This is a genomic window from Pseudomonas nitroreducens TX1 (assembly GCF_000313755.1).
In the GTDB taxonomy this organism is placed as follows: domain Bacteria; phylum Pseudomonadota; class Gammaproteobacteria; order Pseudomonadales; family Pseudomonadaceae; genus Pseudomonas; species Pseudomonas nitroreducens_A.
Genome location: NZ_AMZB01000126.1, coordinates 13,340 through 35,750 on the forward strand (window position 1 = coordinate 13,340; position 22,411 = coordinate 35,750).

Below are 22,411 nucleotides of genomic sequence, written 5' to 3' on the forward strand. Positions count from 1 at the left end.
GAGCTTGCTCGCGAACGGGACTGCGCACCGAACGTGCGCAGACTTCAGCCCAGCAGCGGTGCCAGCCGTTCTGCCAGGCGCCCGGCGAGTTGCTCGTCGCTGACATTGGTGAAACTCATGATCAGTGCCGGCTCGCGTCGGGCCTCCACACACCAGGCGTTCAGCGCTTGCAGGCCGAGGCCCTCGGCGTGGGCGCGGCGGGCGACGGCGAGGTCGTCCTGGTCCAGCGCGCCGATCAGGTGCAGTCCGCCGGGCGTGTCGGCGAAGCGCAGGCGCTCGCCGAGGCGTTCTTCCAGCGCGCTGCGCAACCACTGGCGGCGCTGGGCATAGAGCGTGCGGGTGCGCTTGAGGTGGCGGGCGAAGTGGCCGTCCTGCATGAAATCGCAGAGGGTCGCCTGCAGCAGCTCCGCGCACCCGGAGGAGAACACCTGCTGGGCGCGCACGAAGTCTTCCACCAACTCCGCCGGCACCACGAGATAGCCCAGGCGCAAGGCAGGAAAGAGCACCTTGCTGAAGGTGCCGGTGTAGAGCACGCGGCCGGCGCGGTCCAGGCTTTTCAGTGCCGGCAGCGGGAAGCCGGCGTAGCGGTATTCGCTGTCGTAGTCGTCCTCGACTATCCACGCGCCGCTGCCCGCCGCCCAGTCCAGCAGGGCCAGGCGGCGCGGCAGGCTCAAGGCAACGCCGGTGGGGCTCTGCTGCGACGGGGTGACCAGTGCGAAGCGGGCATCCGGCGCACGGGCGATACCGTCCTCCACGCACAGGCCATCGGCGTCCACCGCGACGGGTACCGGCACGCCGCCGGCACGGCGCAGCAGTTCGCGGCCGCGCGGGTAGCCAGGGTCCTCGTGCCAGAAGCGCTGGCCGGGTTCGAGCAGGGTGCGGCTGATGAGGTCCAGCGCGCCCTGGTAACCCGCGCAGATGAACACTTGCGCGGGGTCGCAGACGATGCCGCGCGAGATGCCCAGGTAAGCGGCGACCGCTTCGCGCAGCGGCCCATAACCGCAGGGTTCCGGATAAGCCAGCATGGACGCGCTCTGCTGGCGCAGCCGCCGCGCGCACAGGCGTGCCCAGAGTGCGCGAGGAAATGCGTCCAGCGCCGGTACGCCAAGCTGGAACGGCCGCAGGCTCGGGCCATGGGCTATCAGGCCGGGCAGGGTGCGCTCGACGGTATCCGGCGCGGCCGCCACGGCCGGCGCGCTGGCCGTGCGCCCCGCCAGCTGCGGAGAGACGACGGTGCCCGCCGGTCCGCGCGCCAGCAAATAGCCTTCGCTGGTCAGCAGTTGGTAGGCCAGCTCCACGGTGCCGCGCGCCACGCCCAGTTCGCCCGCCAGCCCGCGCACCGGCGGCACGCGCTCGCCCGGGCGCAGCGCGCCACGGGTGATGGCATCGCGGATGCGCTCGTAGAGCTGCCGGTAGATCGGCAACTCCTGGCTTGGGTCCAGCGGTTGGCGGAACGAATCGACGGGTGTGGTCATGGCCTATCCAGGGCGGGAAAAGTCCCGGAAGACGACTATGCCATGACCGGCATCAAGTCGTCCCGGCGGCCGCGATGCAGGATCAGCGTCTAGGCTTGCAGGCAGTGTTGAAAAGCAGGGCTCGCGACTCCATCTGTTGTTGCAGAACCCGCTTTTTTCCACCTGTTCGCCTCGCAGCGCGCGCAGCAGTTCCGGCTGCCCGCGCGAATCCCCGTGTCCCAGGCGCCGACAGGTCCAACGCATGTGAGGAGTGACCGCTACCGATGGAATTCAAGGACTATTACGCCGCGCTCGGGGTCGAGCCCGATGCCGACGAGAAGGCGATCAAGACCGCCTACCGCAAGCTCGCGCGCAAGTACCATCCGGACGTCAGCAAGGAGCCGGACGCCGAGGCAAAATTCAAGGACGTTTCCGAAGCCTACGAAGTGCTGAAAAGCCCGGAGAAGCGCGCTGAATATGACGAACTGCGCCGCTATGGCTCACAGGGGCCGCAGTTCGAGGCGCCGCCCGGCTGGCAGCCGCGTGGTGGTTTCGACGGCCCGTCGCCGGGGCACGAACAGGACTTCAGCGACTTCTTCGAGCAGATCTTCGGCAGCCGTGCCGGCGGCGCTCACGCAGGCTTCGGCGGTGCGCGCCAGCCGCAGGCCCATCGTGGCCAGGACGTGGAGATGGAGGTCCCGTTGTTCCTCGAGGAAACCCTCTCCGGCGACAGCCGGCCCATCAGCTTCAGCCTGCCCAGCTACGACGAATACGGCCGCAAGCTGCCGCCACAGAACAAGACGCTGAACGTGAAGATTCCCGTGGGCACCGCCGACGGCGAACGCATCCGCCTCAAGGGGCAGGGCGCACCGGGCATCAACGGCGGGCCGGCGGGCGACCTGTACCTGGCGATCCGCCTGGTGCCGCACCCGGTCTTCGACGTCGAGGGCCGCGACCTGATCGTCACCGTGCCGGTGGCGCCCTGGGAAGCGGCGCTCGGCGCCAAGGTGGAAGTGCCCACGCTGAGCGGGCGGATCAACCTCGGCATCCCGGCCAACAGCCAGGCCGGCCAGCGCCTGCGCATCAAGGGCAAGGGCCTGCCGAACAAGGGCGAGGCCGCTGCCGGCGACCTCTACGCGGTGCTCAAGGTGGTGATGCCGAAGACGGCGGACGAAGCGACCCGCAAACTCTGGGAAGAACTGGCTGCCAAGGCGGCCTTCGACCCCCGTGCCGATTGGGGTAAACGCGCATGACGACGACAGTGATGGTGGTGGACCTCGACGAGCTCTGCCAGTCGGTGAACCTCCCCCGCGACGTGCTCGTCGAGATCGTCGAGGTGGGGATCGTGGAACCTCGCGAGCAACGCGCAGGCCTATGGGTCTTCGATTACCAGGCGGTCAGCGTGGTGCGCCGTGCGGTGCGCCTGCGCCGCGAGTTCGAGCTGGACTGGCCGGGCATCGCCCTCGCGCTGCGCCTGCTGGACGAGGTGGATGAGCTGCGCGCGGAGAACCGTTACCTGCGCCAGCGCCTGGCGCGATTGCTGGAGGATTAACGGTTTACTGGGCGCTGGTCGCTGCGCTGGCTGCATCGAGCGGGATGAACTGCATCAGGCCCAGCAGCGGCGCGGCGAGAAGGCCCTGTACGTAGTTGATTCCGCTGCGCCGCAGGCTTTCATGGTTCATCTGCGCCAGCAGCTCCAGGCGGCCGATCATGCGGCCGAACTCCCGCTCGAACGACAGGTTGCGTCCGCTGCTGCTGATCTCATTGGAGAGCAGTAGCGGCTGGCCGTGGCTGTCGGTGCGACTGGCCAGCAGCCAGGCGGCCACCTCGATGTTCCAGGCCGCGTTGGCGGTCATCTGCGCGTTCAATCCACTGAGCAGATGCTGCGTGTCGGTTCCGCCGTAAAGCTCGAAGAGCATGCTGCCCATCCCGTAGATCAGCGTGCCGGCCCGGTCCCCCTGGAAGTCGGGGGCGAAGGCCAGGGGAAGCACGTCCACCGACTGCCTGCCGTCCAGCCCCGGCAGCGGCTGTTGATTGCGGATGGCGTCCATGACCCGTTGGTGAGCCTGTTCACGCGAAGTCGCGCCTGTTTTCTTCCATTGGCCGGGATTGCGCTTGTAGAGCTTGTCGAGCAGCAGTGACAGGCTATCGAGGTTGTCGCGCATCGCCAGGTTGGCGGCGCGGTTGGCGTCGTTCTGCAACATCTGCCCGGAGCTGAAGCCTTCGCCGTCGACATCCTTCTTTACCGGTGGCGAAGAGCAACCGGCGAGCAGGGTCAGAGCAAGCACACAGGATGAAATAGGGCGCAGCAGCATCGGAGGTCCGGGCGCGGGAGTCAGGCCTGAACCTTGGCTTTTGGGAGGATGTGGAGCCAGCCGGAAAGATGGCGAATGCCAGGCGCCGCAGCGACCTGCCAACGGTTACTCAGAATGACGGGGGAAGGGAACGCGCCGGCGGGCCGGCGCTACGGGAAATCAGCGGGGCTGGTTCTGTTCGATCCAGCCGGCGAAGGCGTCGATGATGCTTTGCAGGAAGGGCTGGGTTTTCTCCGACAGCTTGCCGGCTTCGTCGAAGAAGCCGCCGGCGCCACCCAGGTAGGCTTCGGGCTGTTGCAATACCGGCATGTTGAGGAATACCAGCGACTGGCGCAGGTGATGGTTGGCACCGAAGCCGCCGATGGCGCCCGGCGATGCGCTGACCACGGCGCAGGGCTTGGCATTCCACGCGCTCTTGCCATAGGGGCGCGAGCCGACGTCGATGGCGTTCTTCAGCACGCCGGGCACCGAGCGGTTGTATTCGGGGGTGACGAAAAGCACCGCGTCAGCGCGGGCGATGCGCTCGCGAAAGGCAGTGTAGCTGGCGGGTGGCGCACCGACGTCGAGCTCTTCGTTGTACAGCGGCAGGTCGCCGATCTCCACGATTTCCAGTTTAAGGTTGGCCGGCGCCAGGTTGGCAAATGCCTTGGCGATCTTGCGGTTCAGGGATTCCTTGCGCAGGCTGCCGACGACCACGGCAACATCGAAGACTTGGCTCATGACGACTCCTCTTGATCGGGGTATTGAGCCGTTTGTTATAGACGATGGACGTGACATTGCGTGGACATGGATCAAGCTTCGACCATCATGTCCCAGTCGTTCTGCATGATCTTGGCTCTGTGGGGTGGGGCATCGCGTGGCTAGAGTGGCGACAAGTTCCGCACTGTCCGATTCGAGGTCTCCATGTGCATGAAAGTCTTCTTCGCCGGCGCCAGTGGCGCCATCGGTCAGCGCCTGCTGCCGATGCTGCTGGAGCGCGGTTACCAGGTGCTGGCGATCAGTCGCTCCGCACAGCGGGCCGCCGTACTGGAGGCCGCCGGGGCGCGCGCGAAGGTACTGGACGTCTATGACGCGCCGGCCCTGCAGGCCGCCATGCTGGAGTTCCAGCCGCGCTGGGTGATTCACCAGCTCACCGATCTGCCAGCCGGTCTCGACCCGGTCCTGATGCCTGCCGCCCAGCCGCGCAATGCGCGTCTGCGTCGTGAGGGCACGGCCAACCTGGTTGCGGCAGCTCGTGCGGCCGGCGTGGAGCGCATGGTGGCGCAGAGCATCGCCTGGGCCTATGCGCCGGGGGAGTTGCCGCTGCACGAGGAGCAACCGCTGGACCTTGGCGCCGAAGGTCCGCGCGCCGTCAGTGTCGGCGGCGTGGCGGCGCTGGAAGAGGCGGTGCTCGGTGCCCGGCCGGTGGAGGGCATCGTGTTGCGCTACGGTCGGCTCTATGGGCCCGGTACGGGCGCAGATGCGGCTGATCCGCGGCTGGCCGTGCATGTCGACGATGCCGCCCGCGCCGCGCTGCTGGCGCTGGAGTGGGGCGCGCCCGGTGCCTACAACATCGCCGAACAGGACATCGAAGTCAGCTCGGCCAGGGCGCGCCATCGCCTGGGCTGGCAACCGGGGTTTCGCCTGGTGGGAGTACCGGCATGAACTTCGCGCTGACGCGAGAAGCGCGTACCGGCGTGGCGCTGGCTGCTGCCGTGGCCGCTGGCGCACTGCTATGGCAGCCTGGGGCGCGGCCGGTGCTGAGTCTTGCCCAGAGCCATGCCGGGCACACAGCTAGCACGCGCCCGGCCACGCAGGTGACGACCCTGTCCTGCGAGCCGCTGGCCGATATGCCCGGCAAGGTCGTGACCACGCTGCAGGTGGATTTCCCGCCCAACGGCTACACCCCGGCGCACCGCCATCCCGGCGCGGTGACCGCCATCGTGCTCAGCGGCCAGGTGCGCTCGCGGATGCAGGGCCTTCCGGCGCAGACCTACGGCGCGGGCCAGACCTGGTTCGAGCCCAGCCGCGAACTGCACCTGTTCGCTGAGAATCCCAGTGCCAGTGAGCCCGCGCGATTGCTGGCGGTCATCGTCAACGACGACGGCTGTGGTCCGCTGGTGATCCCCGAGCCGCCCCTTGAGCACCACTCTTGACCACTATCCTTGATACATCGCGAAAGGAGATTCGCATGACCCCGCTCACGCCCTTCAGTGCTGCCCAGCTCGATGCGACCCTGGCGCGCCTCGGCATGCCTGCGGAGCGCCCCGCGCCGACGCTGGCGAACCTCGACCTGCTGATCGTCGCGGCGCTGCATCACCTGCCTTTCGAGAACCTCGACGTGCTGCTGGACAAGCCCATCCGGATCGAGCCGGACGCGGTGTTCGCCAAGGTCGTCGAGCGTCAGCGCGGCGGCTACTGCTTCGAGCTGAACAGCCTGTTCGCCCGCCTGCTCGCCAGCCTGGATTACCGCGTGACGCTGCTGGTGGCGCGGGTACGCTGGGGATTGCCGGCGGATGCGCCGCTGACGCCGCAGACCCATCTGCTGCTGCGGGTCGATCTGGCCGAAGGGCCGCATCTGGTTGATATCGGCTTCGGCGGTCCGGCCTCGCCGCACGCGCTGCCTTTGCGGGTGAACCAGGAATTGGCCGGCGGCTGGCGCATTGCCGGTTCTCTCGACGGCGAGCTGGAGATGGCGACGCGCTCAACGTCGTCCTGGCAGACGCTGTATCGCTTCACCCTGGAGCCGCAAGAGTGGGCCGACTACACCATGCGCAACTGGTACACCTCGACCTACCCGCAGAGCGTGTTCCGCAACTCCCTGCGCGTGGCATTCAGCCAGGCGGGGGCGCGGCTGTCGCTGTTGAACGGGCACTTCACGCGACGCAACACAGACGGTTCGGTCGAGCAGCGCGCCATCGACAGCATCGATGAATTGTTGGACGTGCTGGACAGGCAGTTCCTTCTGAAAGCCGGCGATCTCGATGGCGGAGCGCTGCGCAGCCGGCTGGCTCAGTTGCTCGACTCCACGGCGCTCAGGGTCTGATCGTTGTCCCGCCCGGCGCTGGCAGGGACATCCGGCGCGACACCGATGGCCAGGCGCACGGTGCGGCCGGGCAGCTCGTCGCGCTGCAGCTCGCCTCCGGGCTTGCCGACGAACCAGCTGCCATTGATGTCCGAGGCGTGACATTGCAACTGGCGCTCGCCGCTCGTTGCGTCCGGCAGCAGCCAGCGGCAGCGGCCATCGAAGATGCGCGTTCCCTTTTTCGGCATCCCGCGGACGCCGGCGGGGAGGCGGTCGCGGATGGACAGGTGGGCGAAGCTGATGTCGGGCGCCACGGCGTCCTGGGGATGGGTGGCCGATTCGCCGTCCATCTCCAGACGGATATGGCTCAGCACACGTGTGCAACCTTCGCTGCGCAGGCTCAGGGGCACCGCGTAGCTGACCCGGTAGGGTCGTTCGCTGTGTCCAGGCGTGGCGAAGATGCGCCGGTTGAGGTCGTCGCCTGCGGAAGCGTCGCAGTGGTGGCCTTCGGGAGGGGAGTAGCGCGCGTCACCCACCAGGCTGAAATCACCGGGAAGGTCGGCTTCCAGGGTGAACTCGTTGCTGGCGCAACCGCCCAGGGCAAGGGCCGCCAGCGCGGGAAGCAGGCGCCGGGCAATGCGGCGGAGGGGGCGGGAAGGCATGGAGTGTCCTGCGGCAGCCGAAACTGCGCGGGAGCATCCGTCGATCGGTCAAGCAGCTGAATCGGATTACCCTGCTCTGGATGTAGGAATGCGGTCAGCCGGACGGGCGTTACGCAGTCGTTCAGCCGATCATCCCAAAGCCGCGCGCCATCAAGCTCGCCAGCAGCGGCAGGATCATCAGCGCCAGCAGCTCCACGCGGAGGGTCATGATCACCAGCTTCGCCTGGCGTTCGCTGGGCACCGGGACGCGCCCTGCCTTGAGCTCGTTGCGCCAGTTGAGGAAGGTCATGGTCGGCAGGATCGACAGCAATGCCACCAGCACGAACAGGCCGATCTTGGCGTGGAACAGGCTGTTGTGCAGGTAGTAATCCGCGCCTTTGGCGAACCAGACCACCCGCGCCGCGCCGGTCAGCAGCACGACGCCGGCGCAGGCGCCGTAGGCCAGGTCGACAATCACCAGGCTGCGCGCCCGCGACAAGTCCAGCGGCAGGCGGAACAGTTGGTGCTCCAGCACCAGCAGGGCGAACAGGATGAAGATCGACAGGTAGTGCAGGTACGCGGCGATGGCTTGGGCCATGGTTGGGTCCTCTGCTGGGGCCTTTGCGGATCAGGCTGAAGCTGGCGGCGAGCTGAAACTCACCCGGTCACGCCCGGCCTGCTTGGCACTGTAGAGCGCGGCATCGGCGCGTTCCAGTGCCTGGTCGACCTGTTCGTCCCCTGCCAGCAGCGTGCAACCGATACTCAGGCTGACCGGCAGCGGGCCGTCGGCCAATGCCACGGGTTCATTGGCGATCAGCTGGCGCACGCGCTCGGCGATCCGTTGCAGCTCCTTACTGTCCTTCACCCGCAACAGGGCGACGAATTCCTCGCCGCCCTGGCGCACCAGCAGGTCGTCCGGGCGCAAGGCGGCGCGCAGGCGCCGGGCGCATTCGCGCAGCACCTGGTCGCCGGCCGCATGGCCGTGCCTGTCATTGATGGATTTGAAATGGTCGAGGTCGGCGTAGATCACTCCGAGCTCGGCCTGATGCTCCCGCGCCAGGCGGCATTCGCGGTCCTGGAAAGTGTCCAGCGCGCCACGGTTCCACAACTGGGTCAGCGGGTCGAGCAGGGCCTTGCGCTGTTCGCGGTCCACTTCCACGCGCAGGTCGCGGTTGCTCTGGATCAGGCTGCGCAGTTGCAGGTAACCCTCGGCGAGCGTGGCGAGATCGCGGAAGTTCGCCTGCTGTGCGGCGCTGAGGGTGCGCGGCCGAGGGTCGACCATGCACAGTGTGCCGATGGCCTGGCCATTGCCGGCGCGCAGCGGGCGGCCGGCGTAGAAGCGGATATAGGGCGGGCCGAGCACCAGCGGATTGTCGGCAAAACGCGGGTCGCGCTTGGCGTCGGGCACCAGCAGGGTGCCTTCGCTGAGAATGGCGTAGCCGCAGAAGGAGACGTCACGCTTGGTCTCGCTGGCGTCCAGCCCGACCTTGGCCTTGAACCACTGACGGTCCTGGTCGATCAGGCTGATCAGTACGGTGTCGACCTGAGCCAGGTCCTGGGTGAGCTGCACCAGCGTATCCAGGTAATGCTCGGCCGGGGTGTCGAGCAGGTTCATCGCATCCAGAGTCTGCTGACGCAGGGACTCGTCAGTGGGAATGGGACAAGCCGGCATGGATTCTCCTCGAAAGATTCAGGGGCTGGCGGGCGCCTGCCAGGCGTCCTGACGCGTCAGTCGCCAGGCATAGGCTGCGAGGATCAGTCCGCGCAGCAACATGAAGCATAGGAAGGTTAGCCACAAACCGTGATTTCCCCAGCCCTGCAGCGCAAGGCCGAGCGGCAGGCTGGCGGCACAGGCGAGCAGCATGGCGTTGCGCATCTCGCGAGCCCGCGTGGCGCCAATGAACAGACCATCGAGCAGGTAACTCCACATGCCGACGAGCGGCAGGCAGGCGAGGTAGGGCAGGTAGTGGTCGGCGGTGGCGCGCACTTCCGGGATGTCGCTCTGCAGGGCGATGAACAGGTGGCCGAAGACGGAGAAGAAGACGACGAACAGCAGGCTGGCGATCAGCGACCAGCCACACGCGACCACCAGCGAGCGGCGCAGCGCGGTGCGGTCGCGACCGCCGATGGCGTGGCCGCACAGCGCCTCGACGGCGTGGGCCAGGCCGTCGAGGGCATAGGCCGTGACCATCAGGCCGTTGAGCAGCAGCGCGTTGGCCGCCACCGTGGCGTCGCCCAGACGTGTGCCCTGCACCGTTAGCAGGAAGAACACGCCCTGGAGCGCCAGGCTGCGGATGAAGATGTCGCGGTTGACCATCAGCAGCGGCCGCCAGCTGGCCCAGGCGCGCAGGCGCGACCAGTCCGGCTGGCCGGGGTAACGCCTGAGCGAGCCACGGGTCAGCGCCAGACCCAGCAGCGCGCCGCCCCATTCGGCGGTTACCGCGGCCTTTGCCGCGCCGGCGACCCCCCAGCCCAGGCCCATCACGAACCACAGGCTGAGCACGATGTTGATGAGGTTGGTGGTCAGCAGGATCGCCAGCGGCGCGCGGGCGTTCTGCGTGCCGAGGAACCAGCCGACCAGCGCATAGGTGGCCAGCGCTGCGGGCAGGCCGAACAGGCGGGTGTGGAAGAACTCGCGGGCCAGCACATCCAGCTCGGGGGACGGGCGCATCAGCTCCAGCGCGGGGCCGGTCAGCGGCACCGCCAGCAGGCCGAGCAGCAAGGCGAGGCCGAGAGCCAGCAGCAGGCCCTGGCCGAGAATGCGCCGCAGCGCTCCACCCTCTTCACGCCCGGCAGCCTGGGCGGCGAACCCGGTGGTGCCCATGCGCAGGAAACCCAGCACACCCACCAGCAGGGTGTAGAGCCCGCCACCGACCGCCACGGCGCCAAGCTGGTGCGCGTGCGGCAGGTGGCCGATCACCGCGCTGTCCACTAGGGTGACCAGCGGCACGGAAACGTTGGAGAGGATCATCGGCGCGGCCAGCGCCCAGACGCGGCGGTGGGTCGGCGAATGCCGCCAGGCTTCGAGTAGGAGGTTCATGAGGATATGAAAGGACGAATGGAATTAAATGTGTAGGAAGTTGCTGATGTTGTGCAGGGAAACTCCCTAAGGACAGGGTTGGGAGATGAGTCGTGCAGGTACATCTCGTAAAGTGCCGCCCCCAATATTTCCATATGCATCCAGGGCTCCCATGTCTCGCTACATAGACTCGGCAAGTAATCAAGGTGTGCTGTTTCGGGTTGTGCTGGGACTTGTGCTTGCGCTGTTCGCGCGGTCGGTCTGGGCGCAGTGTTCCTTCGACAGTGGTTACTCGTTGAATAACGCCACGGTGACACTGCCTAGCACCCTGACCGCCAGGCGTGACATGCCGGTGGGCACGATTCTGTTCGATTCTGGATGGGTCAATGGCGGCAGCACGCACATTCATTGCAATGCGGCGGATACAATCAGTTACGGCTATGCGAGCGCGGTCGCTCCCGTCAGCGGCATGTAGGCTGTCTACGAAACCGGTGTCCCGGGCATTGGTATCAAGGCCGCATACTCCAACAGCTACGCCTCCCAGCCGGCGAACATTGATAGCGTGAATCTTACTGCGGGTTCTGTACTGCTGGTATGGCCACGTGCGGTGAACTCCGATGTAAAAAATGCTGGGTACACTCCGGCAGGGCTGTACCGCATCCAATTGGTAGTAACGGGGCCGCTGGTGTCGGGGAGTCGTACCATGACATTGCCTAATCCGACAGCGCAGACGATCTACGGCAGTTTGCTGACTAACCAGGCCAGCTTCTCCACCCCAACGGTCATTGTGGAAACGCTCTCCTGCACGGTAAACACGCCGACCGTCGCAGTACCGTTGAAAGATGTTCTGGTCCGGCAGTTCCAGGGCGTTGGCAGTACGCTGGGGACTAAACCGTTCACCGTCGATGTCACGTGCCCTGGTGGAGTGGCGGTTGCCTATCAGCTTGATGGTACGAGCCCGTCCGGCGGAGGCGCAATGGGACTGATCCAGAACAGTTCTGGGACGGGTATGGCTACCGGTGTGGCAGTGCAAGTGCTGAAGTCTGATGGCAGTACACCGCTGCCGCTGGCCACTCAAACGAGTCTGGGCACTTCCGTCAGCGAGAACCAGGCGATGCCCATTTCACTCAATGCGCGGTATTACCAGACGGAGAGTAGCGTCTCACCGGGGCAGGTGAGCGCGACCGCCTATGTCACGATGTACTACCAGTAAGCGAGCAACTGAGTACCTGGCCGATGTGCGATCAACCCATTTTCTTGCGGTACGCGCAATAGCCGGGACGCGGGCCGACCTGGGGGTGGTTGCGGCAGGTGTCCGGGCGCTTGGCGTAGACGCTGCACAGGCGCGTCTTGCGGTCGAGGAAGTAGCAGTCGCCATTGCTGGTGCGGGTCAGGGTGAAGATGCCGCTCTTCTGGTTGAAGCGCTCGACGACGCCTTCCTTCAGCAGGCGCTTGGCGATGTTCTTCGCCGGCTCGTCGCGCTCGAACTCATCGACGACGCCGATGCGGATCAGGTCGTTGACGTTCACTTCCGCCGGCATGGTGCAGCAGGTGGCGTTGCAGTCCTTGCACAGGCCCGAGGTGTACTTGGCCCAGGTTTCCAGGCGGTCCAGTTCGGCGTTGGCAATCAGCGGCGGTTTTCTCATGGCGGCATTCGGCAGGGTGGAGCGAGGCGCGCATCATAGTGGCCGGCGCGCAGATTTGCTCGGGCTTTCGACGAACAGGGCGGCGACGAACAGTACGGCGCTCTACAGAACGGCGATTGCGCCGTTCTCGCGCAGGTACTCCTTGAAGGTCGGGTAGCAGATGAGGAACCAGGGCGTGAAATGCGCCGGGTGGGCAGCCATCTCGGCTTCCAGTTCGGGCAGGGCGACGTAGCGGAAGGCGTCGGCTTCTGCGGGATCGGGGCGCGGCGGCTGCTCGTCGACGGCGCCGAACAGGTGGCCGTATTCGTTCTCGACCATGCCGTTGGCCAGCTCCAGGCGGTAGCTGAACTCGAAAAGTTTGCGCAGCTCGACCTCCATGCCCATCTCTTCGCGCAGCCTGCGCTCGGCGGCGTGCTTCGCCGATTCATCAGGATAGGGATGGCCGCAGCAGGTGTTGCTCCACAGGCCGCCGCAATGGTATTTGCCTGCCGCGCGGCGCTGCAGCAGCAGCTCGCCGGCGCGGTTGAAGACGTAGACCGAGATGGCGCGGTGGCGTAGCCCGCGCCGATGGGCTTCGAGCTTCTCCATGGTGCCAGTCGGAGTGTCGTGTTCGTCGACCAGAATTACCTGGATCTCGGTCATCAAGTGCTCCCGCGAGAGTGCCTTCCATGCTCAGCGTAGACGGACGGACATCAGCCCTTGCGGATCATCCAGATACCGACGGCGATGGCGGCCATGCCGGCGATCTTCAGGGCGCTCACCGGGGCTTCCTTGAAACCGGCCCAGCCGAAGTGGTCCAGCGCCAGCGCCATGCCCAGCTGGCCGGCAAGCACCAGCACCATGAACATCAGCGCGCCGACGCGCGGTGCGGCGAAGGCGGCGATGAAGATGAAGAACATCCCCAGGAAGCCGCCACACCACTGCCACCAGGGCATCCCGCGCATTGCCGCGAGGCTGGGGAATTCGCGGTTGGCCAGGGTCAGCGCGAGCAGGCCGAGCATGCCGACGAAGAAGGAAATCAGCGCGGCGGCCAGCACGCTGGACACCTGCTTGGCCAACTGGCCGTTGATGCCGGCCTGAAGTGGCAGGCAGGCGCCGGCGATCAGCGGCAGAACGAACAACCACCAGGGCGGCGTAGGCATGGGAAACTCCGAAAAAGGTCTGAAGGCCGAGCCGCGATGTGCTGGCCCGCGGTCGATCGAGAATAGACAGCCGCGTAGTATGCACCAGACCGGCGCATCGCTCCCGCCCCGATGGAGACCCCGACCATGGCCACCCGCGCGTCCCGTACCCTGAGCGTCCGTATCGAGCGGCCTCGGGACATCGCCTACGACTTCCTCGCCGACCCGAAGAACTTCCCTTACTGGGCCTCCGGCCTGTGCAGCGCCATCGAGCCGCTGGAAGGCCAGCTCTGGCTCGCGCAGACACCCCAGGGGCCGATGCGGGTGCGCTTCTCCCCGCGCAATACCTTCGGCGTGCTCGACCACGACGTCCTGCCCGAGCAGGCGCCCGCCATCCACATTCCGCTGCGGCTGATCGCCAACGGCGACGGCTGCGAACTGCAACTCACCCTGCTGCGCCAGCCACAGATGGACGACGCCACCTTCGAGCGCGATGCGCAATGGGTGGAGCGCGATCTGCAGGCGATCAAGGTGTTGCTGGAGTCGTGATATTGCGCCGTTCCTACAGGTTTACAGAGGAATCGACCCTATAGGAGCGAGCTTGCTCGCGAACGAGTCAGCCTGCGGCTTCGGTGTCTGGCGGTTCGCGAGCAAGCTCGCTCCTACAAAAAGCCTCACAACCGGGCGGCGAGTTCCGCGCCTTCGCGGATCGCCTGTTTGGCATCCAGTTCGCGTGCCACGCTGGCGCCGCCGATGACGTGGTAGCGCAGGTTCTGCGCCGCCAGGGTCGGCTGCAGTTCCAGCAGCGGTTCCTGGCCGGCGCAGATCACCACGTTATCCACCGCCAGGCATTGTTCCTGGCCGTCGATGCGCACGTGCAGGCCGTCGTCGTCGATGCGCAGGTATTCCACGCCGCCGATCATCCGCACGCCGTGATGCTTGAGGTGCGCGCGGTGCACCCAGCCGCTCGTCTTGCCCAGCCCGGCGCCGGGTTGGCCTGCCTTGCGTTGCAGCAGCCAGAGTTGCCGGCGGGGTGCCGCGGCGACCGGCGGGATCAATCCGCCACCCGTGGCGTTGTCCAGGTCTATGCCCCACTGCCCGAGCCATTCCCCCAACGGTTGCGGACCTTCGCGCTCGGTCAGCAGAAAGGTGGCGACGTCGAAGCCGATCCCGCCGGCGCCGACCAGCGCGACCTTCTCGCCTACCTGCGCGCCGCGCAGTACTTCGAGGTAGCTGAGCACCTTGGCGTGGCCGATTCCGGGAATCGACGGCGTGCGCGGCTGGATGCCGGTGGCGACTATCACCTCGTCGTACTCGCCGGATAGTTCGCCGCGCCTGATCCGCCGGCCCAGTTGCACCTCGACGCCCAACTCGCCCAGGCGCGCAGCGAAGTAGCGCAGCGTTTCGTGGAACTCCTCCTTGCCAGGCACCCGCTTGGCCAGGTTGAACTGCCCGCCGATCTCGTCGGCGGCTTCGAACAGCGTCACCCGGTGGCCGCGCTCGGCGGCGACACAGGCGGCGGACAGCCCGGCCGGCCCGGCGCCGATCACCGCGATGCGCTTGTGCACGCGTGCCTTGCGGTAGCGCAGTTCGGTCTCGAATCCCGCACGGGGATTGACCAGGCAACTGGCGCGGCGGTTGGCGAAAGCGTGGTCCAGGCAGGCCTGGTTGCAGGCGATGCAGGTGTTGATCGATTCCGCGCGGCCGGCGGCGGCCTTTTCCACGAACTGTGGGTCGGCCAGCAGCGGCCGGGCCATGGAAACGAGATCGGCGTGGCCTTCGGCGAGCAACTGCTCGGCGACTTCCGGCGCGTTGATGCGGTTACTGGCTATCACCGGCACGCGCAGTTCGCCGCGTAGGCGTGCGGTGACGTCGACGAAGGCCGCGCGCGGTACCGAGGTGACGATGGTCGGCACCCGTGATTCGTGCCAGCCGACGCCGGTGTTGAGCAGGTCGATGCCGGCGCCTTCGAGGGCTCGCGCAACGGTGCGCACCTCGTCCCAGCTGTTGCCGCCTTCCACCAGGTCGAGCAGCGACAGGCGGTAGCTGATGAGGAAGCGCTCGCCCAGCGCGCGGCGGATGCGGCGGACGATCTCCAGCGGCAGGCGCATGCGGTTGCCCAGATCGCCCCCCCAGCGGTCTTCGCGCTGGTTGGTGCGCGGGCAGAGGAACTGGTTCAGCAGGTAGCCTTCGCTGCCCATGATCTCCACGCCGTCGTAACCGGCGGCGTGGGCGAGCCTCGCGCAGCGCACGAAGGCGGCAAGGGTGCGCAGGATGCCGCGTTCGGACAACTCGCGCGGGGTGAACCAGCTGATCGGCGATTTCACCGGCGAGGCCGAGACCACCAGCGGATGATAGCCGTAGCGCCCGGCGTGGAGAATTTGCAGCAGTATGCGCCCGCCCTCGCGGTGCACCGCCTGGGTCAGGCGCCGGTGTGCCGGCACCTGCAGGCCGCTGGTCAGGCTGCTGCCCAGCGGCAGCAGCCAGCCTTCGCGGTTGGGCGCAAAGCCGCCGGTGATGATCAGCCCGACGCCGCCGCGCGCCCGTTCGCGGTAATAAGCAGCGAGCTTGCCGAAATCCCACAGGCGGTCTTCCAGCCCGGTGTGCATCGAGCCCATCACCACGCGGTTGCGCAGTTGGAGGTGGCCCAGGTCGAGCGGAGCGAGCAGGTGAGGGTAGGGCGAGGCGGCAGACGACATGGCAACGCTCTTGGCAATCGGGTCATGCCACCCTAATAGGTAACGCGCGCCTCGGTTAACGGCCCGGCTGCCGGGCCGTTCGGGCATTTCGGTCAAGCGCATCGGGTTGACAGCTGCGCCACAGGTTCCAGACTGACTCCCATGGCAGGGCCTCGTGGCCCGAACGCTGGCTGAAGTGACGGAGGTCGTCATGAAAGCGATAAGAAAAAGACATGCGCGCCATTACCTGCTCGCTGCCCTCATCGGCGTGGCCCTGCTCGGGCTGCACGAATCCCTCCAGCCGGACCGCGCGCAATCCGCCTGCCGCAGGGACGGCCAGAGTATCTCCTGCGCCTACCCGCCCGTTGCCCATTTGGGGGTACTCGGCAGCACGTTCTGAGTGACGCACTGACGCGCGTCAATGCGCCGCAAAGCCTCCGCGTGCAAGGTCTGCCCCGCTCAAAGCTGGCGCATTGCGCCCGCTTGGCTATCTTTTAAGCGGCAAGGGTCCGGCCATGTACCGGACGTACGCTGCCTGATCAGGAGACGCACGATGGATATGAACCGTCGGCAATTTTTCAAGGTCTGCGCCGTGGGCCTTGGAGGATCGAGCCTGGCGGCACTCGGGGTTGCGCCCCCGGATGCCTTCGCCGACCAGATCCGCCACTTCAAGCTTGCGCGCACCGTCGAGACCCGCAACACCTGCCCCTACTGCTCGGTGGGCTGCGGCATCCTCATGTACAGCCAGGGTGATGCGGCGAAGAACGTCGCGCAGAACATCATCCACATCGAGGGTGACTCCGATCACCCGGTCAACCGTGGCACCCTCTGCCCCAAAGGCGCTGGTCTGCTCGACTTCGTACACAGCCCCAACCGCTTGAAGTATCCGGAAGTTCGCGAAGCCGGCTCTTCTGAGTGGAAGCGCGTCGGCTGGGACGAGGCGCTGGACCGCATCGCCAAGCTGGTGAAGGAAGACCGCGACGCCAACTTCATCGAGAAGAACGGCCAGGGCCAGACCGTGAACCGCTGGCTGACCACCGGCTTCCTGGCCGCATCGGCGTCTTCCAACGAAGCGGGCTACATCACCCACAAGGTGATGCGTTCCCTGGGACTGCTGGCGTTCGACAACCAAGCGCGTGTCTGACACGGCCCGACGGTGGCAAGTCTTGCCCCGACGTTTGGCCGTGGAGCCATGACCAACCACTGGACCGACATCAAGAATGCCGATCTGATCCTGATCATGGGCGGAAACGCCGCTGAAGCGCACCCGTGCGGCTTCAAGTGGGTGACCGAGGCCAAGGCGCACAACAAGGCGCGCCTGCTGGTGGTCGACCCGAGGTTCACCCGTTCCGCTTCGGTGGCCGACTACTACGCGCCCATCCGCACCGGCACGGACATCGCCTTCCTCGGCGGCCTGATCAACTACCTGCTGGAAAACGACAAGTACCAGAAGGAATACGTGCACAACTACACCGACGTCTCCTTCATCGTGAAGGAAGGCTTCGGCTTCGACGATGGGCTGTTCAACGGCTACGACGCCGAGAAACGCACCTACCCGGACAAATCCTCCTGGCAGTACGAACTGGGCGAGGACGGTTTCGCCAAGGTCGACCCGACCCTGACGCACCCACGCTGCGTGTTCAACCTGATGAAGCAGCACTACAGCCGCTATACGCCGGACGTGGTGAGCAACATCTGCGGCACGCCCAAGGACATGATGCTCAAGGTGTGGGAGGAAATTTCCACCACCGCGGCGCCGACCAAGGTCATGACCATCATGTACGCCCTGGGCTGGACGCAGCACTCGGTAGGCGCGCAGATGATCCGCACCGGTGCGATGGTCCAGCTGCTGCTGGGCAATATCGGCATGCCCGGCGGCGGCATGAACGCCCTGCGCGGCCACTCCAACATCCAGGGCCTGACCGACCTGGGATTGCTGTCCAACTCGCTGCCCGGTTACCTGACCTTGGCTGGCGATGGCGAACAGGACTACAACGCCTACATCACCAAGCGCACCAGCAAACCGCTGCGCCCGGGGCAGTTGTCCTACTGGCAGAACTACCCGAAGTTCCACGTCAGCCTGATGAAGGCGTGGTTCGGCAAGTCGGCCACCAAGGAGAACAACTGGTGCTACGACTGGCTGCCCAAGCTGGATATGCCCGGCGCCGGCTACGACGTGCTGCGCTACTTCGACATGATGTACCAGGGCAAGGTCAACGGTTACTTCTGCCAGGGCTTCAACCCCATCGCCTCCTTCCCCAACAAGGCCAAGGTCAGCGCCGCGCTGGCCAAGCTGAAGTGGATGGTGGTGATGGACCCGCTGGCGACCGAAACCTCCGAGTTCTGGCGCAATGCCGGCGAGCACAACGACGTCGACACCCAGGCCATCCAGACCACGGTGTTCCGCCTGCCCACCAGTTGCTTCGCCGAGGAAGACGGCTCCATCGTCAACTCCGGCCGCTGGCTGCAATGGCACTGGAAGGGTGCCGAGCCACCGGGCGAGGCACGCACCGACATCGCCATCATGAGCGGCCTGTTGCACCGCCTGCGCGAGGCCTATCGCAAGGACGGCGGCAAGTTCCCCGACCCGATCCTCGGGCTCGACTGGCCGTACCTGACGCCCGATGAGCCGACCCCCGAGGAAATCGCCAAGGAGTACAACGGCAAGGCGCTGGCGGACCTGGTCGACCCGAACAATGGCATGGTCCTGGCGAAAGCCGGCGAGCAGTTGCCCGGCTTCGCGCTGCTGCGCGACGACGGCAGCACCGCCAGCGGCTGCTGGATCTTCGCTGGCTCCTGGACGCAGACGGGCAACCAGATGGCCCGCCGCGACAACAGCGACCCCTACGCCATGGGCCAGACCCTGGGTTGGGCCTGGGCGTGGCCGGCCAACCGGCGCATCCTCTACAACCGCGCCTCGGCGGACGTCAGCGGCAAGCCGTGGGACCCGGTGAAGAAGCGCCTGGTGTGGTGGAACGGCAAGGCCTGGGGCGGCACCGACGTGCCCGACTACAAGGTCGACGTACCGCCGGAAGCCGGGATGAACCCCTTCATCATGAACCCCGAGGGCGTGGCGCGTTTCTTTGCCGTCGACAAGATGGCCGAAGGCCCGTTCCCCGAGCACTACGAGCCGTTCGAGACGCCGATCGGCGTCAACCCGCTGCACAAGAATCCGCAGGCGATCAGCAGCCCGGCGGCGCGGGTGTTCAAGAACGACATGGAGCTGTTCGGCACGGCGAAGGAGTTCCCCTATGCCGCGACCACCTACCGGCTCACCGAGCACTTCCACTTCTGGACCAAGCATTGCCGCCTGAATGCCATCGTCCAGCCGGAACAGTTCGTCGAGATCGGCGAGGCGCTGGCCAAGGAAATCGGCATCAAGGCCGGCGACCGCGTGAAGGTCTCCTCCAACCGCGGCTTCATCAAGGCGGTGGCGGTGGTGACCAAGCGCATTCGCCCGCTGCAGGTCAACGGCCAGACCGTGCACCACGTGGGCATCCCCTTGCACTGGGGATTCTCCGGGGTCGCCCGCAACGGCTACCTGACCAACACCCTGACCCCCTTCGTGGGCGACGGGAATACGCAGACGCCGGAGTTCAAGTCCTTCCTCGTCAACGTGGAAAAGGCGTGAGGTGAAGCATGAGTAGTCAAGACATCTACGCCCGCTCCGCCACGACCTTGCCGTCCCCCTCGGTGCGGCACGAGCAGGAAGTGGCCAAGCTGATCGACGTGTCCAAGTGCATCGGCTGCAAGGCCTGCCAGGTCGCCTGCTCGGAATGGAACGAGCTGCGCGACGAGGTGGGCCACAACCACGGCACCTACGATAACCCGATCGACCTCACGGACCAGTCCTGGACGGTCATGCGCTTCACCGAGCATGAGAACCCGGCCGGCAACCTGGAGTGGCTGATCCGCAAGGACGGCTGCATGCACTGCGAGGAGCCCGGCTGCCTCAAGGCCTGCCCGAGCCCCGGGGCGATCGTGAAGTACGCCAACGGCATCGTCGACTTCAATCAGGACCACTGCATCGGCTGCGGCTACTGCATCACCGGCTGCCCCTTCAACATCCCGCGCATCTCGCAGAAGGACCACAAGGCGTACAAGTGCACCCTGTGTTCCGACCGCGTGGCGGTGGGCATGGAGCCGGCCTGCGTGAAGACCTGCCCGACCGGCGCCATCGTCTTCGGCACCAAGGAGGACATGAAGGAGCACGCCGCCGAGCGCATCGAGGACCTGAAGTCCCGCGGCTTCGAGAATGCTGGTCTTTACGACCCTGAAGGGGTGGGCGGTACGCACGTCATGTACGTACTGCACCACAACGACCAGCCCTCGCTGTACGCCGGCCTGCCGGACAAGCCGGCCATCAGCCCGATGGTCAGCCTGTGGAAAGGCCTCACCAAGCCGCTGGGCCTGCTGGCCATGGCGGGTGTGGTGCTGGCCGGGTTCTTCCACTACACCCGCGTCGGCCCCAACCGGGTCGAAGAGAACGAGGAAGACGGGCCCGACCCGCAGGCGCCGGTGCACAAGGTCGACCCCTCGGTACATGACTATGATCCGCGTACTCCACGCTGACCTTTCTGCCCGAACTGCCCCCTCTCCCTTCGGAGCGGGGCGCGCAGCCAGGGTTGGGGAGAGGGCGCTTCCAAGCTCTCCCAGGAGCCCGACGACATGAAAAAAGATATCCAGCGATACAACGCCAACGAACGGAGCAACCACTGGATGGTGGCCATTCTGTTCATCCTTGCCGGCCTCTCGGGGCTGGCGCTGTTCCATCCGGCCATGTTCTGGCTGACCAACCTGTTCGGCGGCGGCCCGTGGACGCGCATCCTGCATCCCTTCCTCGGGGTGGCGATGTTCCTGTTCTTCCTTGGCCTGGTGATCCGCTTCGCCCACCATAACCGGGTGGAAAAGCGCGACGTGCAGTGGCTCAAGCAATGGCGCGACGTGGTGACCAACCGCGAGGAAAACCTCCCGGAAGTCGGCCGCTACAACGCCGGGCAGAAGCTGCTGTTCTGGACTCTGCTGCTGTGCATGCTGGTGCTGCTGGTGACCGGTTTCGTGATGTGGCGCGCCTACTTCAGCCATTTCTTCGGTATCGACCTCATCCGGATCGCCTCGCTGCTGCATGCATTCGCCGCCTTCGTGCTCATCTGCAGCATCCTGGTGCACATCTATGCCGGTATCTGGGTGAAGGGCTCGATGGGCGCCATGCTCTATGGCTGGGTCAGCCGTGGCTGGGCGCGCAAGCACCACTCCGCATGGCTCAAGGACGTGGACAAGGGCAAGGGCCACTGACCCACGCCGTCACCGCCGGCTGGCATTGAATCGCCAGCCGGCACGAATCATCCCCTCTCCCTTCAGGGAGAGGGTCAGGGAGAGGGGCTTTCACAGCCTCGCTCCGAACCCAACAAGGAGTCCTGCGTGTCAGGCCGAATTCTCGAACCCGGGCAGATCGAAGCTGCCGCCAACATCCCGCCGCTGTTCAACCTGCCGCCTCATGATCTGTTCTCCCGCCGCGCCGCACGCCTGCGCGAGCTGGCACCGGCTAATCCCCTGCAGGGCTACCTCGAACTGATCGCCGGCGTCTGCGAATCACAGCAAGCGCTGCTGGACCGCAAGCTGTTCCTGCCCTCGCCGGATGTCGCCGCACTGGCCCGCAGCCGCGAACACCGCATGCCGCCGCTGGCGTACGAGGTGCTGGTGCGCGAAGGGGCGTGGCTGCCGTTGCTGGACGCCTTCCTCGACGCATACGAACTCACCGCCAACCCTGCCGTGGTCGAGGCATTGAAGACCCTACGCAACGCCGACTCCGGCCAGCGCAAGGCCTGGGCCCTGGGCCTGCTCAACGGCCAGTTCGACCTGTTGCCGCCAGCATTGGTGCCCTTCCTCGGTGCCGTGTTGCAGGTCGCCTTCAGCCAGTGGCTGCTGCAGCTGCCCGACGACAGCCTGGCGGAAACCGACAGCCAAACCCTCTGCCCGGCCTGTGGCGCACCGCCGGTGGCGGGGATGATCCGTCAGGAAGGCAAGTTCGCCGGCCTGCGCTACCTGTCCTGCTCGCTGTGCTCCTGCGAATGGCATTACGTACGCGTGAAGTGCAGCCACTGCGCCGAGAGCAAGGGCCTGGCCTACTACTCGCTGCAGCGCGATGGCGTGGCCAGCGACCAGGCACCGCTCAAGGCCGAGACCTGCCCCGGCTGCCAGTCCTACCTCAAGCAGTTCTACCTGCAGCACGACAAGCACGCCGAGGCCCAGGCGGACGACCTGGCCAGCCTCGCGCTGGATATCCGCCTCGCCGAGGACGGCTACCTGCGCACTGCACCGAACCTCCTGCTCGCACCAGGCGGCTCTTCGTAGGATGTGGTGGAGCGCAGCGATACCCATGCTGTCGCGACACTGGGCTTGATGGGTATCGCTGCGCTCCACCCATCCTACAAAGGCCTAACCACGTAGGGCGTATAACGCGGAACGCGTTATTCCGCCGCCGCCTTTGCGTCGAGGCAGCCGGCGGATAACCGCGAGCGGTTATTCGCCCT

24 protein-coding genes are annotated in these 22,411 nt (G+C 66.2%); 13 read left to right on the plus strand and 11 right to left on the minus strand.

The features are described 5' to 3' along the window. Positions 1 to 44: 44 nt before the first annotated feature. Entirely contained in the window at positions 45 to 1,475 is a 1,431-nt protein-coding gene (locus tag C167_RS0122580; RefSeq protein ID WP_017520581.1) for a PLP-dependent aminotransferase family protein, read from the minus strand. 263 nt (positions 1,476 to 1,738) lie between these two features. Here C167_RS0122580 and cbpA point away from each other — a divergent pair, with 263 nt between their 5' ends. After that, positions 1,739 to 2,707 carry a curved DNA-binding protein gene (gene cbpA / locus C167_RS0122585; protein WP_017520582.1) on the plus strand — a complete coding sequence of 323 codons (969 nt, stop codon included), beginning with the start codon at positions 1,739 to 1,741 and terminating at the stop codon, positions 2,705 to 2,707. Continuing rightward, the gene (locus C167_RS0122590) at positions 2,704 to 3,006 is read left to right on the plus strand and encodes a chaperone modulator CbpM (protein WP_026079220.1); all 303 of its coding nucleotides are present in this window, start codon (positions 2,704 to 2,706) and stop codon (positions 3,004 to 3,006) included. Before cbpA ends, C167_RS0122590 begins: the two co-directional genes overlap by 4 nt. A gap of 4 nt (positions 3,007 to 3,010) precedes the next feature. Here the strand turns inward: C167_RS0122590 and C167_RS0122595 are convergent, their stop codons facing one another. Further along, entirely contained in the window at positions 3,011 to 3,769 is a 759-nt protein-coding gene (locus C167_RS0122595; RefSeq protein ID WP_017520584.1) for a hypothetical protein, read from the minus strand. Between the two features lie 159 nt (positions 3,770 to 3,928). Further along, positions 3,929 to 4,489 (minus strand): NADPH-dependent FMN reductase, encoded by a 561-nt coding sequence (locus tag C167_RS0122600; protein WP_017520585.1) that lies wholly within the window; start codon positions 4,487 to 4,489, stop codon positions 3,929 to 3,931. Positions 4,490 to 4,672: 183 nt separating this feature from the next. Between C167_RS0122600 and C167_RS0122605 the strand changes: the two genes are divergently transcribed. Genes C167_RS0122605 through C167_RS0122615 form a run of 3 tightly spaced genes read left to right on the plus strand, consistent with a single transcriptional unit; the run spans position 4,673 to position 6,794 of the window. Next, positions 4,673 to 5,413, plus strand: a complete 741-nt coding sequence (locus tag C167_RS0122605) for an NAD-dependent epimerase/dehydratase family protein (protein WP_017520586.1) — start codon at positions 4,673 to 4,675, stop codon at positions 5,411 to 5,413. Continuing rightward, positions 5,410 to 5,904 carry a cupin domain-containing protein gene (locus tag C167_RS0122610; RefSeq protein ID WP_017520587.1) on the plus strand — a complete coding sequence of 165 codons (495 nt, stop codon included), beginning with the start codon at positions 5,410 to 5,412 and terminating at the stop codon, positions 5,902 to 5,904. Before C167_RS0122605 ends, C167_RS0122610 begins: the two co-directional genes overlap by 4 nt. A 35-nt stretch (positions 5,905 to 5,939) precedes the next feature. After that, positions 5,940 to 6,794, plus strand: coding sequence for an arylamine N-acetyltransferase family protein (locus C167_RS0122615; protein WP_017520588.1), 855 nt, complete (start codon positions 5,940 to 5,942; stop codon positions 6,792 to 6,794). On the opposite strand, the gene C167_RS0122620 is transcribed toward C167_RS0122615, so the two are convergent. The 4 genes from C167_RS0122620 to C167_RS0122635 form a co-directional block, all read right to left on the minus strand. Continuing rightward, a complete protein-coding gene (locus C167_RS0122620; protein WP_026079222.1) occupies positions 6,761 to 7,435 on the minus strand; it encodes a hypothetical protein in 675 nt (224 codons plus the stop codon). The two genes, C167_RS0122615 and C167_RS0122620, sit on opposite strands and share 34 nt — an antisense overlap. Before the next feature lie 121 nt (positions 7,436 to 7,556). Continuing rightward, on the minus strand, positions 7,557 to 8,012 hold the full coding sequence (locus tag C167_RS0122625; RefSeq protein ID WP_017520589.1) for a DUF2214 family protein: 456 nt from the start codon (positions 8,010 to 8,012) through the stop codon (positions 7,557 to 7,559). A 30-nt stretch (positions 8,013 to 8,042) separates the two neighbouring features. Beyond that, positions 8,043 to 9,086 (minus strand): sensor domain-containing diguanylate cyclase, encoded by a 1,044-nt coding sequence (locus C167_RS0122630; RefSeq protein WP_017520590.1) that lies wholly within the window; start codon positions 9,084 to 9,086, stop codon positions 8,043 to 8,045. Between the two features lie 18 nt (positions 9,087 to 9,104). Beyond that, positions 9,105 to 10,454, minus strand: a complete 1,350-nt coding sequence (locus C167_RS0122635) for an MATE family efflux transporter (RefSeq protein ID WP_017520591.1) — start codon at positions 10,452 to 10,454, stop codon at positions 9,105 to 9,107. A 151-nt stretch (positions 10,455 to 10,605) separates the two neighbouring features. On the opposite strand from C167_RS0122635, the gene C167_RS34600 reads away from it, so the two are divergent. Both C167_RS34600 and C167_RS0122640 read left to right on the plus strand, forming a co-directional pair. Beyond that, complete coding sequence (locus C167_RS34600) at positions 10,606 to 10,908, plus strand: hypothetical protein (RefSeq protein ID WP_157791865.1); 303 nt, start codon at positions 10,606 to 10,608, stop codon at positions 10,906 to 10,908. Positions 10,909 to 11,136: 228 nt separating this feature from the next. Then, complete coding sequence (locus C167_RS0122640; protein ID WP_017520593.1) at positions 11,137 to 11,646, plus strand: fimbrial protein; 510 nt, start codon at positions 11,137 to 11,139, stop codon at positions 11,644 to 11,646. A 31-nt stretch (positions 11,647 to 11,677) separates the two neighbouring features. Here the strand turns inward: C167_RS0122640 and C167_RS0122645 are convergent, their stop codons facing one another. The 3 genes from C167_RS0122645 to C167_RS0122655 all read right to left on the minus strand — a co-directional run bounded on the left by C167_RS0122645 (position 11,678) and on the right by C167_RS0122655 (position 13,221). Then, on the minus strand, positions 11,678 to 12,079 hold the full coding sequence (locus C167_RS0122645) for a YkgJ family cysteine cluster protein (protein ID WP_017520594.1): 402 nt from the start codon (positions 12,077 to 12,079) through the stop codon (positions 11,678 to 11,680). A 102-nt stretch (positions 12,080 to 12,181) separates the two neighbouring features. Further along, a complete protein-coding gene (idi, locus tag C167_RS0122650) occupies positions 12,182 to 12,721 on the minus strand; it encodes an isopentenyl-diphosphate Delta-isomerase (protein WP_017520595.1) in 540 nt (179 codons plus the stop codon). Between the two features lie 50 nt (positions 12,722 to 12,771). After that, positions 12,772 to 13,221, minus strand: coding sequence for a DMT family transporter (locus C167_RS0122655; protein ID WP_017520596.1), 450 nt, complete (start codon positions 13,219 to 13,221; stop codon positions 12,772 to 12,774). A 126-nt stretch (positions 13,222 to 13,347) separates the two neighbouring features. Between C167_RS0122655 and C167_RS0122660 the strand changes: the two genes are divergently transcribed. Then, complete coding sequence (locus tag C167_RS0122660) at positions 13,348 to 13,749, plus strand: hypothetical protein (protein WP_017520597.1); 402 nt, start codon at positions 13,348 to 13,350, stop codon at positions 13,747 to 13,749. A gap of 125 nt (positions 13,750 to 13,874) precedes the next feature. Here C167_RS0122660 and C167_RS0122665 read toward each other — a convergent pair whose 3' ends face one another. Then, complete coding sequence (locus C167_RS0122665; RefSeq protein WP_017520598.1) at positions 13,875 to 15,899, minus strand: NADPH-dependent 2,4-dienoyl-CoA reductase; 2,025 nt, start codon at positions 15,897 to 15,899, stop codon at positions 13,875 to 13,877. A 190-nt stretch (positions 15,900 to 16,089) separates the two neighbouring features. Between C167_RS0122665 and C167_RS0122670 the strand changes: the two genes are divergently transcribed. The 5 genes from C167_RS0122670 (at position 16,090) to fdhE (ending at position 22,232) form a co-directional block, all read left to right on the plus strand. Next, positions 16,090 to 16,278 (plus strand): hypothetical protein, encoded by a 189-nt coding sequence (locus C167_RS0122670; protein WP_017520599.1) that lies wholly within the window; start codon positions 16,090 to 16,092, stop codon positions 16,276 to 16,278. A gap of 153 nt (positions 16,279 to 16,431) precedes the next feature. Continuing rightward, positions 16,432 to 19,509: a formate dehydrogenase-N subunit alpha gene (fdnG, locus tag C167_RS0122680; RefSeq protein WP_157791866.1), complete on the plus strand. Its 3,078-nt coding sequence runs from the start codon at positions 16,432 to 16,434 to the stop codon at positions 19,507 to 19,509. An 8-nt stretch (positions 19,510 to 19,517) separates the two neighbouring features. After that, positions 19,518 to 20,450 (plus strand): formate dehydrogenase subunit beta, encoded by a 933-nt coding sequence (gene fdxH / locus C167_RS0122685; RefSeq protein WP_026079223.1) that lies wholly within the window; start codon positions 19,518 to 19,520, stop codon positions 20,448 to 20,450. A 96-nt stretch (positions 20,451 to 20,546) separates the two neighbouring features. Beyond that, on the plus strand, positions 20,547 to 21,173 hold the full coding sequence (locus C167_RS0122690; protein ID WP_017520603.1) for a formate dehydrogenase subunit gamma: 627 nt from the start codon (positions 20,547 to 20,549) through the stop codon (positions 21,171 to 21,173). Positions 21,174 to 21,299: 126 nt separating this feature from the next. After that, positions 21,300 to 22,232: a formate dehydrogenase accessory protein FdhE gene (gene fdhE / locus C167_RS0122695; RefSeq protein WP_017520604.1), complete on the plus strand. Its 933-nt coding sequence runs from the start codon at positions 21,300 to 21,302 to the stop codon at positions 22,230 to 22,232. Positions 22,233 to 22,411: the final 179 nt, after the last annotated feature.